This window comes from Polaribacter septentrionalilitoris, from assembly GCF_009832745.1.
Lineage (GTDB): Bacteria > Bacteroidota > Bacteroidia > Flavobacteriales > Flavobacteriaceae > Polaribacter > Polaribacter septentrionalilitoris.
This window is the reverse complement of the sequence record NZ_VRMJ01000046.1, coordinates 172870-190045: the sequence shown is the minus strand read 5'-3', so window position 1 is coordinate 190045 and position 17176 is coordinate 172870. Positions and strand designations below refer to the sequence as shown.

Below are 17176 nucleotides of genomic sequence, written 5' to 3'. Positions count from 1 at the left end.
TAATTTAAAAAAGAATAGTATGAGTTTGCAAAAACAAGTAATGGATAAAATGAAAGAAGCAATGAAAGCAAAAGACACAGTTGCTTTACAAGCTTTACGTGCAGTAAAATCTGCTTTTTTGTTAGCGAAAACAGAAACTGGAGCAGGAGAGGATTTAACTGCAGATCAAGAATTAAAAATTATCCAAAAACAAGTAAAACAAAGAAAAGATAGTGCAGATGTTTTCTTAAAACAAGGACGAGAAGATTTGGCAAATCCAGAATTAGAAGAAATTGCTGTTTTAGAACAATTTTTACCAGAAGCATTAACAGAAGAAGAAATTGAAGGAGTAGTTATTGCTACGATAGATGATTTAGGCGCATCAGGAATGAAAGATATGGGTAAAGTAATGGGTGTTGTCTCTAAAGAATTAGCAGGACAAGCAGATGGAAAAACAATTTCTACTTTAGTGAAAAAGAATTTAATGTAATTCTAAATAATAATTTTATTATTATTATTATATAAATAAAGGCTCCATAGTTCAACTGAATAGAATATCAGATTTCGGCTCTGAGGGTTGCAGGTTTGAATCCTGCTGGAGTCACAAATAAAAAGAAAGACTAATATTTAAAATATAAATAAACTTTATTTTAAATATTAGTCTTTCTTTTTTCAAAACGGAGTTTTGTCAGGATAATCAGAGATAATCCTGCTGGAGTCACAAATAGCAAAAAAACCAAAGTCTTTACTTTGGTTTTTTTCTTTTTAGATTGTGCAAATTTACAACTATATAAAGAGTTTTTTTCTGATTTAAATCATGTTTTATAAGCATTTTTTTTCTGAACTTAGACATAGGATTTTAATATGTATATTATGAAAAAAAGAACTCCTATATCAACAATCATGACTACAGATTTAATAACAATTAGTGTTAACGAATCATTAGAAACTGTAGAAAAACTTTTTAAAGAAAACAATATAAGGCATATACCTGTTGTAGAAAATAAAAAAATTCTAGGGATGTTAAGTTATACAGATCTTCTTAGAATTAGTTTTGCCGACATTACAGATGATGAGCAAAACGTAGATACTTTTGTCTACGATATGTTTACAGTAGAACAAGTAATGGCAAAAGATGTATTTGTAGTATCATCTTATGCAACTATAAAAGATGTATCAGAGCTTTTATCTAAAAAAGAATTTCATGCATTACCAATAGTAGAAGATAACGAATTGGTGGGGATTGTTACTACAACAGATTTAATCAATTATTTAGTTGATCAATTATAGGGGGGAATATTGGTTAGTTAGTTTGAAGGAGGCTTTTTATAAAGCCTCTTTTTTTAATATTTAGAAGTAGTTTATCAACAATTAATCATTTTTATGATTTTATAATTTCTCAAAAAATACAATCAAGTATTTAGAAAGTATTTAATAATTTATAAATAACAAAAAAGAGAACTCATTATGAGTTCTCTTTTTTGTCTTTAGTTTAAGTTTTGTTTGCATTTATAACACGCCCTTTTAATCTTAAGATGTAAATAGCATACATAATAGCTCCAAACATTAAAACAATAAGGTTTTCACTTAAAGAAAGCCCAGGTGGAGGTGGAGGAGGTGTAGGTGGTGGAACTACTTGAATATATAATGCCATCATCTTTTTTATTCTATAATTACTTTTTTATTACTCTCTCCTTTATCTGAATTTACTTTGACAATATAAACTCCAGTTGGTAATTTTCTTTTAATTTTTAATTGATAGTTTTCTCTTTGTTCTTTAATAGACCAGTTAGCAACTTGTTTTCCTAAAAGAGTAAACAATTGAACTTTGTTGATTTCAATATCTTGTTTTTTAAAGATGTTAACAATATCATTCTTATTATCAATATAGATATTGGTATATGTGTTTGATATTTCATCATCTATTGCTAAAACATTAGTAGGTTTAAAGGCTAAAACAAATCTATTAGAGTATACACCTTGCTCTAAAACTAAAGTAGCTTTACCATTAATGATTTCGTAAGATTTACCCTCAACTTTATCCGTAATATAGATGCTTTGAGTAATGTTTTTCATTTCATCAACTTTGATAGTAACCTCGCCAGAATATCCCATGGTGATTTCTAAAGGAACTTCTAAGTCGTTAGAAATAGCAGATACCCCTGCAATAACATACTTATCTTCATTATTAGGAAACTTCCAATAAAAATCTGTTGCTCCAATGTCATAAATTTCTGCATCATACCCTTTGTCATATGCAAATGAAGTATATTGACTAAAAGAAACCCCTATTTGTCTATGGTAATTTTTATCATCATCTGTATTAGTAAAGTTCATTCCAAGTTTAATTACAGGTAGGTTGCTAAAACTATCATCGCTAGATTTTGAAGCTGAACGTAAAAATACAGACTCAGCACCTTCTAATTTGTATTCTCTTTGACTGTTGTTAAAAGTAATTGTACCACCATTAGCATCACCTGATACAAAGAATCCTTGCCCAATGGCAATATAGGGTTGAGGTTCTGTATAAGAAATTCCATCTCCACCAACATTAGGTGCGCATGATGTAGCTCCATTTGGATCATCATTTTTTAGATTAAAATAATCTAACTGAATAAGATTAGTGTCTGTAGAAACAAAAGAGATGTTACTACCGGTTACTACACAAAAATCAATCTCAGCAGTATCAAATAGAGGTGATGGATCTAGTTGAAAAGTTCCTTTCTCTACTTTATTCTCTAAAACCTTGATTGTTTTACCATTTAAAGATCTGTATCTTAATCTTAGTTTATCTACTCCTTGAGGAATATTTTTAAAAGTGATAGTATCTGTTGCTGTTTGTAAGTTTACAACATCAAAATTTCCAAGAATATCAAGAATATTTTCTACAACACCTCCTACAATAGTTGCATTTTCTGCTTCTAAATTTAAGTCAATAGCTCCACCAGCTGCTTGTTTAGCATTAACCCCCATATTTATGGTTCTTGTGGCATACCCACCAATATAGCCTGCAAAATTGTGTCCTGTACTAGTTCCTTCTATACTTGCTTCTTCACTAGCATGTTCCCAAAAATAGAGAGTACCTGTTATAGAATCATCATTATCTTCAATAAACTCTTTAACACTAATGGCAGATGCATATGGATTGGCAACTAAATAAGATTCATCATCTCCAACAGTGGTGGTTATATTTCCATCCTTAGGAGTTCCCATAAAGGTGTAGTTTTGAGGTCTATCAGGACCTTTAAAAATAAAACCATCTGTATTTGGTATTGGACCAGAGCTTCTTTTTTGTACCCAACTAGCTCTTGTACCACCGTTTGCAGCATAAGTATACATCCAGTAGTCTGCTAAAGTAATAGGTGTAGTTGAAAAGTCACCATCATAAGTACCACTATCAAAAGTGATGTCTCTTGCAATACCAGAGGCAGTATTGTTTATTGTTCCATTAAAACTAGTAGGGTTAGTACCATCTTTTAAAACACTTGCAACAGTATAATTTGCAGCTCCTGAACTATTTTTAACAGGAGAGCCTATATAGTTATATCTGTATTTACTTGGTACAGTAGAATTTTGATCTACGAGTAATCTACCACCACCAGAAACTAGACTAGCTGAAGTATGTGTTTGAATAAATTGAGCTTCGCTATTACCTGTTGCTCCTGATGAATTGATTAACCTAATGTCTCCATTTAATACAACATTATTAGTAACTACTAGTAAATTATCAGTAACACCTAATTTTCTTGTAGCATTAACAGTTAATTTACGAGCACTCAGTCTTGCTGAGGTGTGATTGTAGTCTTCATCAATCACCACAAAACGAGAACGATCTGGATATCCATTAGACCAAGCTGAACCTGTTCTGGTGGTAATATCTATTCTATGTAAGCCTAATAAGGTATTTGCATTTGTGTTAGACCCTGTGATTTCAGAAATTAAAGGATCGTGAGGATGTCTTTCTGCTCCTCCAGCTCCTAATAATCTGTATGGATCTAAGTCGTCATCTATAAATACTACCCACTCACTTGGGGTGTAGTTTTTGTTAGCTGTTAAGGTTTCATCTATTCTTACAAATGATGTGTTGTCTGTAACACTGGTTATCTCATCATATCTAAAGTCATAAGATGTTGAATTAGATTGCGATGAAAGTGTAATAATATCATCAGCGCCAGCGATATCTGTTAAATCATTATTATCAACAACAATTGCATTTGAATTTATATTTGTAATTGCATTTGCTGAATTTCTAAACAAGACAGACCTACCAGGAGCGAGACTTGATGTTACTGTATAGAACACATCTGGAAGAATACCAGATTGGTCTCCAGTTTTATCTTTATACAGTTGTACTTTAATTAAATTAGGATTCACAGTTTCTGTGGTACTAATATTTGTAATTTCAATCCATTTTTCTGAACCAAATTGATATACTTGCGTAATGATTGGTAAACCATTGGCACCTGTATCTCTGTAATCTAAATCTCCAATAGAACTAAAATCATTATCAGCATCACCTAAATTACCAGGTGCTGGTGGGTTATGATTATCATTTACAGTTACCCCAGTAATTAAAGTGTCATCATTGTCATCAAAGTTATCATCTAAACCATCTCCATCTGTATCTGTACCAGAAACTACGTTATTAGCATTACCGTTTTCGGCAATATCATCTATAAAATCGTTATCAGAATCTAAATCTGTATAATCTGGGTTGTCTGTTCCGTCAGTATTTTCTGGGTTGATACCTACAAAGCCACCAGTTTCATAATTATCATCTAGACCATTGTTATTAGCATCTGTTATGCCTGTTCCAACTCCACTTGGTGCAACATAGCTTTTAGAGGGTTGTCCTTCTATATTGTCAGGAATTCCATCATTATCTGCATCAATATCTAAATAGTCTGGTATGGTATCAAAATCTGAGTTGGTTGGTGTATTACCAGTACCTGCAGAACTTGGTATACCATTAGTAGTAACTGTTGTACCTACTGTACCATCTGCTCTACCATCTCTATCTGCATCTGTACCTCCTGATTCTATGACATCTGGAATACCATCGTTATCTGAGTCTAAATCAAATTGATTAGGAATACCATCTCCATCTGTATCTACAGATGCACACACTTCAATGGTAAATCCATTGGTAGTAGTAGTAGATGTAGAATAAAATGATATACTGGTTGCAAAAACAGATGAAGTAAAGTTAATATCATTACCATAACTATTATCTGCGCCCGCTAATTTCTCAATAAAAAAGTTTCCTGACAAATCTCCTGCTTGACTAAACCCAGCAGTATCAAAGCCTGTATTATCAAAAGTATAGGTTATACCATCTTCTGAAATGTATCCATCTCTAACGCCAGTAGCTCCTGGTAAAATAGCTCCATGGTCTGCTCTAATTCTTACTGGGATTTTCCCAGAAAATGTAAATGTGGCCTTACCTGCAACATCGTCATTTCTAACCTCAAACCTAGAGTTTGCGTTATTAACCTGTACGTTAGATACAGATACAATAACACTACCTGTTGGATAATTAAATTTACTACTAATGTCTATAGTCCCCGATCTTCCTTGACCATCTGTAAAACCAAAATCTGAAGGAAGTATACTAACAAAACCAGCACAAGTACCTTCTTCGGTATCTAGAATACCATCATTGTCATCATCTAAATCTGTTGTATCTGGTATACCATCGTTATCTGTATCTATAGCACCAAATATATCTCTATAATCTACATTACCACCATTAGGCACATCACCATCTTCATCTCCTAAGTTTCCTGGAGCTGGTGGGTTATGGTTATCATTTACGGTATATCCTGTAGCGCCTCCTGCATCATTATTATCATCAAAATTATCATCTAAACCATCTCCATCTGCATCTGTGCCAGCTAATGCATTATCTGTATCTCCATTTTCATTGATGTCTGTAATTCCATCATTATCTGAATCTGAATCTTGATAATCTGGAGTGTCGGCAGCATCTGTATTTGTAGGTTCTAAACCAATAAGAGCACCATTTTCGTAATTATCATCTACACCATTATTATTGGTATCTGTAATTCCAGTACCAGCGCCACTTGGTGCAACCCATCCACTTGTTGTTTGCCCTTCGATATTGTCTGGAATACCATCGTTATCTGCATCTATGTCTAAATAATCTGGTAGGGTATCTCCATCTGCTGAATCTGTATTGGTTGGTGTATTACCTGTACCTGCCGTATTAGGTATACCATTGGTTGTAACTGTTGTACCCACAACACCATCTGCTCTACCATCTCTATTTGTATCTGTACCCCCAGATTCTGTAACATCAGGTATACCATCGTTATCGGAATCTAAATCTAAAAAGTTAGGAACACCATCTCCGTCTGAATCTAAACTTTCCATTACACCAGCAGCGTTTAAAGTAGAACCATTAGCAGTTGCATAACTTAATTCTTTATAATTTGGTGTACCATCACTATCATCATCTGCACTTGGATCTGAAGTAAGGCAAAACCCTCCTGCCAATGTATTAATTTGAATTGTATGAGATATAGGGCTGCCAGTATCAATGTCTATAGGGCTTGCACTTGTAAAAGGACTCGCATTTCCATCTATAGTGTTACCATTATCTATAGTAACTTGATAGAATCCTGGACTAAAAAGACCATCTCCAAAACTATCAGAAATAGTAAAAACATAGGTTCCTGTTGTAGTAATGTCATAAGTTTCATTTACTGTAGAACCGTCAGGATTTGCAGCAGAATAACTATTGCTAAATACTGGTGTACCATCTTTAGTAATTTCCCAAGAAATTTCTTCTGGGTAATTATCAAAAGTAATATTTACACCTATTGTTGCTTTCGCAAAAGGGTCTGTATTACATAATTCTTGAGAATCTGTAATACCATCATTATCATCATCTAAATCATCTACATCTGCAATACCATCGTTATCTGTGTCTACAACACCAAATATATCTCTATAATCTACATCACCACCTGAGCCAATATCTCCATCAGTATCTGTAAAGTTATCGGTTTGTGTATCATCAAAAGAACCATTTACATCTGCGTAATTGTCTCCATTATCTATGGCGTCTATTAAACCGTTTGTTCCCACAGATCCTGTAACCTCACCAGTACCGTTATTAGGAAGACCACTTCCAGATTCTGCTACATCAAAAAGTCCATCACCATCTGAATCTAAATCTTTGTAATCTGCATTACCTGTGTTATCTGTATCTACTGGAGTTAATCCTATAGATCCTGCACCATCAGAAGTGCCATTTGGTGTACTATCATAAGCATCGTCTAGACCATCGTTGTCTGAATCTACTCCAGAAGGAGCAACATAACCTGTTGTAGATTGTGCTTCTATATTGTCTGGAATACCATCATTATCTGCATCTAAATCTTTACAGTTTGCAATTCCGTCTCCATCTAAATCATCTATAACTGTGCTAAACTCTACATTAAAGTTATTTAAATCAAAAGAAGTGGACTGTCCTCTAAATGAAGTGTCTACAAAATAATCTGATGCATTTGCTGCAACCCCACTTGTATACACTAACCCACCATTTACTAAATAGGTGATTTGTGTTCCTACTTTTCTTATGGTTAATACGTTACCATCTGCTCCTGTGCTAAAAGTTCCTCTAATAATTCCGTTTTCACGAATTTCAAGTGTTTCACCACTACCTCTAATTCTAAAGGCGTAATCAATATCATCATCATCAAAGTCAGAATTAGTTCCACTCTCATTAATACCAATATAAGCACCTCTTTGAAATTCACTTGCATAAGTACCACTTAATGTAAAATCTAATTCGAAATCTCCAGTTACACCATAAGTTGATAAATTAGGAGAGTGTGTACTATTTACATAGTTATCAGAACCGCTACCAAATGTTATGTTGTTACTATTGTAACTAAAACCAGAACCACTTACGGTTGTAAAAGATAAATTTTCTGTAAAAGTACCAGTTGCTGGTGTACACCCTTCTTCTGTGTCTAAAATACCATCGTTATCATCATCAATGTCAACGCTATCAGGTATACCATCATTATCTGTATCTGTAACTGATGGATTGTCTCTGTAATCTACATCACCACCTAAAGCAAAATCATTGTCATTATCGCCTAAATTAGTGTTATTTGGCGGATTAATTCCGTCATTTACAGTGGCTCCTTGAATAGCAGAGTCATCATTATCATCAAAAATATCATTTAAACCATCACCGTCAGCATCCGCATTTACATCTACTATTGCATTATCTGTATCACCATTTTCTACAATGTCTAAAATACCATCGTTATCTGAATCATCATCTAAATAATCTGGGTTGTCAATACCATCTGTATTGGTAGGGTCAAAACCGATAATACCCGCAAATTCAAAGTTATCATCCACTCCATTGTTATTGGCATCTATTATGGTACTTCCTTGCCCACTTGGTGCAATATAGCCACTTGTAGGTTGTCCTTCTATATTATCTGGAATACCATCGTTATCTGCATCGATATCTAAATAGTCAGGTAAAGCATCTCCGTCTGATGAAGTAGGACTTAAACCAACACCAGATGAACTTGGTACACCTGTTGGACCAGAAGCTCCATCTGCTAAACCATCTCTATTGGTATCTTGTCCACCAGACTCTATAACATCTGAGATACCATCATTATCTGAATCTAAATCTAATGAGTTTGGAATACCATCTCCATCTATGTCATTGTTACAAGAGGATGATATGCTACTATTAAAAGTAATATCATCTAATCTAATTCTATCAAGAGAATCTGTGTTTTGTTCATCATACATATAGATTCTAAAGAAGTATTCTGTACCGCTCGATAATGTAAAGCTGTTAAAGTTTTCACTAAAGGTAACGTATCCATTAGGAGCCTGCATATCACCAATCTGTAAATCTTGATACAATAAAGTCGGAGACGTAAATGAGGAGTTAGTTGCATACTCTACAGCAATTTTATAGTTACCTTTATTAAAACCAACCGAACTTGTAGAACTAGTAAAGAAACCAAAGGTTAGACTGTTAAGGATTAAATCATTACTTGGTGTAAAAGAGAGTTGTGCATAATCATTATCTGCTTTAGCTGCAGCAAAAGTACTTTGATTGGCATCTCTTAAAACATATGTAAAACTATTATTATCAGTTGTTTCATCTAATCCTATTGCACCAGCACCTGAACCAAATGTGATTAAACTGGAAGAGGAGTAATCTGTTGAAGTTAAGGCTCCTGAAAAAGTTGCGAAATCTGATTGTCCAGCGTTATCATTATGCAACCATTCGATTTGAGAGCTTTGAGAACAAAAACCATCTTCTACAGAATCTAAAATACCATCATTATCACTGTCTAAATCACAAGAATCAGAAATACCATCATTATCGATATCTGGGTTTCCAGAAGCAACTGCATCACAGGCATCACCTGCACATAATAGGCTTAAAACTGTACCCACACCAGTATCTACCACAACTTTACCATCAGCACCGTTTTTTGCTCCATTACCTACATCAATTGTACCTTTGGTTACAGCAGTTGTTGTAATTGCCACAGAACTAATAATAAAACCACCACCACCTGGACCACCAAGCTCTATAAACGGGGGAGATGTGACACCAGATTGTATAGTTGCAGTACCCCCTCTAGCAAAAGCACTTACGTTAGAATTAATAGAGTTTGCTTTTATAGCTATATAACCAGCACCTCCTGCACCACCAGTAACATTACTTGGAGATCCTCCAACCCAAGTAAAGGTACCTGTATTTGGTCCTGCATCACCATCGCTAAAGATATCACCTGTTCCTAAAATTTGATCCGCTAAAACAATAACAATTCCACCTCCATTACCAGTAGCAGGTGCCCATTCTGCTTCAGAACCACCAGTTGCGCCCATAAAAAGGCGTAAATTATTGGCAGTATCAAAAACATTTGCTATCGGTGTTGCGTCGAAACCACCAACAGCATTACCATTACCACCACCAGTACCACCACCACCGTAGCCACCACCACCACCACCAGAACTCAATGTTGATGATGTAGAGTTTGCACCATCTCCACCAACACCTGCACCACCGTCTGGAGATCCTTGAGTACTATCACATCCACCATGACCACCTCTACCAGTTCCTCCAGAATTGGCTCTAAAGTTTGGGTAATTATTTCCATAATACAATGGGTTTGTACCCCAATGTTCTTCTGGGGTAGCTAAAAAAGGTAATGCTTCACCACATCCATTAGAAGCTTCATTTCCATTGGTGTTTCTTCCAAAAAAACCAGTACCACTTGCACTAATGTCTGCATTTAGAGTAATATCATTTTGGCATGCATCAATAAAAATAATACCACCTGTACTTCCGTTCCATGGTTGTGCAGTTATGGTACCAGCTACAGTGACATCACTAGTATATCTTGCAATTTTTACCAATTGTACTTTTTCAGTTGCAGGGCTAAATGTTTTTACTACAGGTCTGTCTATTGTAATACCAGTGGCACCAAAAACACCTGTAATTTTAGCTATATGAAAATTACCAGCACCATTATCTGTTCCTCCTGTATTACCACCTCCACTGATTCCTGTCATTTGAATAATCATTACTGGATCATCAACGGCTAAACCTGTTGTGTTTCCTAATGTAATATTACTACCACTAATAGCAGAAACTGTTTTGTAAGTGTTTACGACACCCGAAATAGATTGTGCATTACTATTTAAAGCTAAAACAAAAGCAAATGTAAATAGCGATAATATTTTATTGAAAGTAATTGTTTTCATTTTAGTAGCTTTTATTTGATAATATTTATGATAGATGAAACCATTTTTGTTGAAGTTACTCTGTATAATTCTTCTTTGTTTTTATTAAAAAGATATCCACTTAAATTAATTTTATGTTGAATATCAACTTTGTCTTTTAGATTGTAGGTTTTGCCATTTTTACCATCACAATTGTATACAATTGGCATTTTAACGCTAATCTCTGCATTGGCTGGTAAAGAAAAAGTAGCTCTCCCAGCATTTATATAACTAAAGAAAGACTTTGAATGGGTTTTGGATAGTTGAATAACATTTCTGTTATTATAAGGATAGTTGATTAATGGATTGGGTAATAATTCTAATTCTCCATTAATTCGATAGTTGTTTTTGTTTTTTATTTTAAGGATGATTTCATCGTTAAATATTTTACAAATCGTAATTTTTTTACTCAATTGTGTTTTCACCTCGATGAAATCGTTCATGTCATTAACAATGTATACAAAAACAGGGAGTTTACGCATGTATCTTTCCCATCTTTTATGCGCTTCATGTTTTTTGTTTCTGCTGGTTTCAATGGCTTTTTGTTCCATTGGATAGTCTTCTTGATTCTCTAAAACATGTTGTCTTAATTCTAAAATGCCATTTAAGAAGGGTTGCATTTCTTTGAAAGACACCACTTTATCAGATGAATTTTCATCTAATTTTAAAGTCTGTACATCATAAATTGTTTTATGAGATTGAGAATTAATTGGCAATGTTGATAACACCGTGTAGAATAATACACAGAAGAGTGAAGTATGTTTTGAAAATGAACGAATTATTTCCCCAAATAATTTCGTTTCTTTTTGATTTGTCATCATAAAAAAAACATTTTAAGTACCAAAAAGTAAAAAAGTTTACTAATAATTTTGCAACTATATTGTTTTTGACACTAAAATACCATAAAAGTCACATCTTAAATTTTAAAAAAGTTAACTTTCTGATATGGGGGAATATCGGCTGCAAATGTAATGCTTTTTTTTAATATTCAGAAGTTAATTCATCAACAATTAAACCATCTTCTAATGTTTTGATTATTCCCATTGCAGCTCTTTCTCCGCTAATCATAGCCGCATTTAAAGAGCCATTTAGTAGTTGGTCACCAGCAAGAAAAATCGATGAAGTTAGTTGCGTTTCTGTACTTGAAATTTCATATTGGAGGTTAGATAATTTGGGTAAAGCTTTTTTAATACAATAACGTTTTATGAATTTTGCATCAATAATATTACAATATTTTATCAATTCGCTTGTTACTTTGTTCACTAAATCAGACTCTTTAAGTTGATGCTCTTTTACGATAGTAACTGATAACAATTCTTGTTTTCCTTTTGTTGATGATTTGACACTAGTAGTGTAAAAAATGTTATTTATTAAAGTAGACGCCTCAGCAACTAGACCTATGATAGGTGTTTTTAGGGTTCTTTCTGGAACTTCAAAATACAATGTATCACAACTTTTCCATTCTGTTTCTTGATTTTTTAAATTAGAAACCAAATTGCTTGCTTCGGTTGCAATAATTGTAAAATGACTTTTAATTTCTTGTCCAGAATTTAAAATAATACTATTGTTTTTTACCTGTTGTACAGGAGTGTTAAATAAAAAAGTTGTGTGTTGTAAGTTGTTTTTTAACTGATTAGAAATTGCCTGAATACCTTCTTTTGGGATTACAGCATGTCCTTCTCCAAACATTTTGTAGACAAACTCAAACATTCTAGAAGAAGTTTCTAAGTTAGGCTCTAGAAAAATTCCACTAAAAAAAGGTTTAAAAAAACTATTCATTATATTTTCTGAAAAACCATAGTTTTTTAAATATTGATGAGTAGTAATTTCATCAGTATTAAAGATTTCTTGTAGTTTTTTCTTTTTTAGATTCGTGTTTAATTTTAAGATTTTTAACTTATCTTTTGTAGAGCCAATATTTGCAAAAATAGTAGGAAATAGAAGAGATATGTCTCTAAAAGGATCTCCAATTTTTTGTGTTTTACCATCCTTAAAAATCACTGCTCCAGAAACTAATTTCTGTAAATCTAATGCTTGATAATTTAAATATTTTTTTGCAGCAGGATACTCAGATAATAAAACTTGAAAACCATGGTCTAAAATATAATCATTAACAATATCAGATTTTACACGTCCACCAACTGTATTTGTGGCTTCAATAATTTTAGGATGATATCCATAGTTTTCTAAAACTTGTGCAGCAATTAATCCGCTTATACCTGCACCTATTATATGAATTTTATAATCTGATTTTTTCATTACCTACATTTTTTAGTTCTTCTTTTTTTCTTAAATACGAAGTTAAAATTCTTTGTATATCTCTATTGTCTTTTTTAGGATCTACAAAGAATTGATAATCTTCTGGGGAGGACATTTGTTTATCTTGTGTTGTGTCTAAATAACCAAAGCCTTTGTAAATACCGTCTAAAATCAAAGCAAAACCAATTTCATTTTTGGTTCTCCCTTTTTCTTTGATGACTAAGTTTTCTGCACCAATTCCTATAGATTTTATAGCTTTTTTTACACGTTTATTATAATCAGAAACAGATTCCTTATCGCAACAAATACCCTTACATTCTTTAATTTGATAATGAAAACAACTAGAAACATTAGTCTGTAAATGGCAGTATTTTGGACACAATTCAAACTCTTTACATAAGTTTTCTAAATGATTTCTAACTTCAGCAATAGAGTAATATTTGGTTAATGCATTCGGAACCAATTTTAGTCGATTATATGCTAAATGAATAATTCCTTTTTGATCTTCATAAGAAAATAAGCCAACAGCTTCCCCAGCTCTTCTCTGTGCTCTGTTGTATTTAGGGTATATTTTTTTTATTTCTGATGATTCTAATAACAACGCTAATAACTCACTACCTGTTTTTGTAAAAGATATATCTGCAGTTTCCAAGCACATATTTTGTTCTTTCTTTTTCTTATCATAGAAATGACTGATTACTCTTTGTTTTATGTTGTTTGCCTTACCCACATAAATTACTTCTTTTGCAGCATTTTTAAAATAATACACTCCAAAAGTTTCTGGTAGATTATCTACAACTTTTTTATCTAAAAGCGGAGGTAAAGTAGCTTGTCTTGAACGTGGATTTAAGAAAGAATTAATGATAAATTGATCATCTCTTTCTATTAACCTTCTAAACAATTCAGTAGTTGCTTCTGCATCACCTTTTGCTCTGTGTCTCCCGTTTATGGGAATATTTTCATCACTACAAATATTTCCTAAACTATACGAACGTAAACCAGGAATTATTTTTCTCGACAAACGAACAGTACACAATTTCTTTCGCTTAAAATCAAACCCTAAACTTTTAAATTCATCTTTAATGATATTGTAATCAAAATTAACATTATGTGCTACAAAAACGGTATCGTTGGTAAGTTCTTCAACTTTTTTTGCGATTTCATAAAACTTTGGAGCATTCCTAACCATTGCATTTGTTATGCCTGTAAGGTTGGTAATAAATGGTGGAATATTTTGTTCGGGGTTTACAAGTGATGTAAACTCATCAACCACAACTTTTCCATCGAAAATAAAAATAGATATTTCAGTAATCTTCTGACCTCTGAATCCATTTCCTGTAGTTTCTATGTCAACAACACTGTACAATTATCCAACAATCGCTTTTAGGTCTGCAATAGTAGTTGTAGGATCATCACTCTTAAAAACAAAACTACCAGCAACCAGAACATTAGCACCAGCTTCTATTAATGCATTTGCATTTTTACTGGTCACACCACCATCAATTTCTATCTGACAATCAGACTTTGCAAATTCTATTAAATGTTTTAATTGACTTACTTTTTTGTAGGTGTTTTCAATAAATGACTGTCCACCAAAACCAGGATTCACACTCATAATACACACTACATCTAAATCAGCAATAATGTCTTCTAAAACTGCAATTGGTGTATGCGGATTTAGAGCAACACCAGCTTTCATTCCTGCTGCTTTTATGGCTTGTATAGTTCTATGTAAATGAGTACATGCTTCATAATGAACCGTTAATACATCTGCACCTAAATCTGCAAAAGTTTGAATGTATCTATCTGGATCAACAATCATTAAATGCACATCAATTGTTTTTTTTGCATGAGTTGCAATTGCTTTTAAAACAGGCATTCCAAAAGAAATGTTAGGTACAAAAACACCATCCATAATATCAATATGAAACCAATCTGCTTCACTATTGTTTACCATTTCGATATCTCTTTGTAAATTGGCAAAATCTGCCGCTAAAATTGAAGGTGCAATTAAATTACTCATTAGTCTTAATTAATCTGTTTTTGCAAAGATAATTAAATCGTTTATGCAAATATCTATTTATTGTATTGTTCTTTTTGATTGTACTAAAAGTGATTAGAGAAACCAAAACTAGCCTCGATAAATAATATTATATTTGCCATCAATCAACCCAAAATATAAAATGAGTTTACAACAAGACTTAGAAAATAGAAGTGGAAATCAATGTGAGTTATGTGTATCAACCAATAATTTATCGGTATATGAAGTTAAACCAAAATTAACTGGTGGAGGTGGTGTAGATGGCAGTTTGTTAGCTTGCGAAACTTGTGTAGACCAAATAGAAAACCCAGAAAATACAGATGCTAATCATTGGCGTTGTTTAAACGATTCTATGTGGAGCGAGTTTAGAGCTGTAAAAGTAGTGGCTTGGAGAATGTTGCACAGATTGAAAAAAGAAGGTTGGCCACAAGATTTATTAGACATGATGTATTTAGAAGACGGGGATATTCGTTTTGCAAAAGAATCTGGAGACCATTTAGATGAAAGCGAAAAAATAATTCATAGAGATGCTAATGGAGCCATTTTACAGGCTGGAGATTCTGTGGTTTTAATAAAAGATTTAAAGGTAAAAGGCTCTAGTATGGTTGCTAAACAAGGTACTGCAGTTCGTAGAATTTCTTTAGATCATGAAAATGCCAAATACATTGAGGGCAAAGTTGGGCCAACTCAAATAGTTATTATTACAGATTATGTAAAAAAAATGGCAGAAAAAGAGTAGAATTTCATTTTGAACGCAGTCGAGAAGTTGGGCGTTCCCTTTCAGGTCGCGCTCTCCATTATATCTTTTTAGTTTTGTTCTCGATACAAATTTATTCGTTCCTCATAAATTTACTCGAACAGACAACAAAAAAGGATGCCATTTCAATCGCTAACGCACGTATTTGCCAGCTTTTTGCTTTAGAGCATTTTTTGTTGCTTTTTATAAAACGAATCTGCTTGCAGTTTCATTAAATCGCGCGCTATTTTTTGTTTGTACGCGTATATTTCTTCTTCTGTAGCCATATTATCGTACACTTTTTTGTTAATTGCAATATCTGCTTTTAATAACTGATTTCTTTGGTCTATTTGCTGTTTTGTCCAAGTTTTTACAGCAGTTTCTTTATCTTCTAATTTAAAATCATACTCGCCTTTTGGGGCAATTAGTTTTGCAAAAATTGGCGAAGTTTCTATAGCCAAAAACAACAAGAAAATAAAGAAAGAAGGCAACCAAGGCAATTTACCAAGAGCATTTATTCTTGCCATTAAACCATCAAAATTGGTAATAATGGGTTGCGTTTTGGTTTCAATTAATTTCTGATTTTTTAACAAACTAGCAATGGCTAATTCTTTGTTTTTAATTTTTTTAGCGTTGTCTTTTTTAAGCTGATTCAATTCTGCTAAAGCAGCATCGTGTTTTGCTCTTTTTTCTTTATAAACGGGTCCTTTGCCTAATAATTTTGTGCCTTTTCTACCTTCTGCTTCTGCAATATAAGTTTCGTACAAAGCATTTGTAGTAGTTTCTTTTTGGGTTATCTCGTTTTTTAAAGCATTGATTTCCGTATTAATTTTAGCGATTTCTGGCGAAAATTGTTGTGCAATTTGCGTCTTATTATCCAGTGTCATTTGGTTTTTCTCCGTTAACAAAACTTGATTAATTTCTTTCTCAAACAACTTTAATTCCAAAGGTTTAGAAATTACAATGGCAATAATTACAGCCAATACAATTCTTGGAGAAGCTTGTAAAAACTCTTTCCATTTAGAATCTTGTTTTTTTATGGTGGAAACAATAAAACGATCTAAATTAAAGATTAACATTCCCCAAATCAATCCAAAGAAAATGGCAGCATATAAATTATCAAACACAGTAAAAAGTGCATAACTACCAGCAATGTTTGCCATTACAGCAGTAAAAAACACAGTGGCACCAATACCCACATATTTATTTTGTTCACCATTAGAGCAATTTGCTATGATGTTTATATCGACTCCAGAGCAGGTAATAAAAAATTTTTTAAGCATGGTTGTAATTTTCTGTCTGTTCAAGTGAATGAGTGAAAAATGAATTCATTTGTATCGAGAACTTATAAAACTTCT

10 protein-coding genes and 1 tRNA gene are annotated in these 17176 nt (G+C 33.0%); 4 read left to right on the top strand and 7 right to left on the bottom strand.

What is annotated here, in order from left to right:
• The first annotated feature begins 19 nt into the window (after positions 1–19).
• The 3 genes from FP421_RS14760 (at position 20) to FP421_RS14750 (ending at position 1269) form a co-directional block, all read left to right on the top strand.
• On the top strand, positions 20–469 hold the full coding sequence (locus FP421_RS14760; RefSeq protein ID WP_159951938.1) for a GatB/YqeY domain-containing protein: 450 nt from the start codon (positions 20–22) through the stop codon (positions 467–469).
• Between the two features lie 40 nt (positions 470–509).
• Positions 510–583: transfer RNA gene (locus FP421_RS14755), tRNA-Arg, on the top strand.
• A gap of 269 nt (positions 584–852) precedes the next feature.
• Entirely contained in the window at positions 853–1269 is a 417-nt protein-coding gene (locus FP421_RS14750; RefSeq protein ID WP_159951936.1) for a CBS domain-containing protein, read from the top strand.
• A 202-nt stretch (positions 1270–1471) separates the two neighbouring features.
• Here FP421_RS14750 and FP421_RS14745 read toward each other — a convergent pair whose 3' ends face one another.
• The 6 genes from FP421_RS14745 to rpe form a co-directional block, all read right to left on the bottom strand.
• Positions 1472–1636 carry a hypothetical protein gene (locus tag FP421_RS14745; protein WP_159951934.1) on the bottom strand — a complete coding sequence of 55 codons (165 nt, stop codon included), beginning with the start codon at positions 1634–1636 and terminating at the stop codon, positions 1472–1474.
• A 5-nt stretch (positions 1637–1641) separates the two neighbouring features.
• Positions 1642–10764, bottom strand: a complete 9123-nt coding sequence (locus FP421_RS14740) for a T9SS type A sorting domain-containing protein (RefSeq protein WP_159951932.1) — start codon at positions 10762–10764, stop codon at positions 1642–1644.
• A gap of 11 nt (positions 10765–10775) precedes the next feature.
• Entirely contained in the window at positions 10776–11603 is an 828-nt protein-coding gene (locus FP421_RS14735; protein WP_159951930.1) for a hypothetical protein, read from the bottom strand.
• Between the two features lie 160 nt (positions 11604–11763).
• Positions 11764–13041 (bottom strand): FAD-dependent oxidoreductase, encoded by a 1278-nt coding sequence (locus tag FP421_RS14730; protein ID WP_159951928.1) that lies wholly within the window; start codon positions 13039–13041, stop codon positions 11764–11766.
• Positions 13022–14407, bottom strand: a complete 1386-nt coding sequence (locus tag FP421_RS14725; RefSeq protein WP_159951926.1) for an exonuclease domain-containing protein — start codon at positions 14405–14407, stop codon at positions 13022–13024. The genes FP421_RS14730 and FP421_RS14725 overlap by 20 nt, the downstream gene beginning before the upstream one ends.
• On the bottom strand, positions 14408–15064 hold the full coding sequence (rpe, locus tag FP421_RS14720; protein WP_159951924.1) for a ribulose-phosphate 3-epimerase: 657 nt from the start codon (positions 15062–15064) through the stop codon (positions 14408–14410). It abuts the gene before it with no gap.
• 160 nt (positions 15065–15224) lie between these two features.
• Here rpe and FP421_RS14715 point away from each other — a divergent pair, with 160 nt between their 5' ends.
• Positions 15225–15821 (top strand): PhnA domain-containing protein, encoded by a 597-nt coding sequence (locus FP421_RS14715; protein ID WP_159951922.1) that lies wholly within the window; start codon positions 15225–15227, stop codon positions 15819–15821.
• Between the two features lie 179 nt (positions 15822–16000).
• On the opposite strand, the gene FP421_RS14710 is transcribed toward FP421_RS14715, so the two are convergent.
• Entirely contained in the window at positions 16001–17101 is a 1101-nt protein-coding gene (locus FP421_RS14710) for a DUF4407 domain-containing protein (RefSeq protein WP_159951920.1), read from the bottom strand.
• Between the last annotated feature and the right edge of the window lie 75 nt (positions 17102–17176).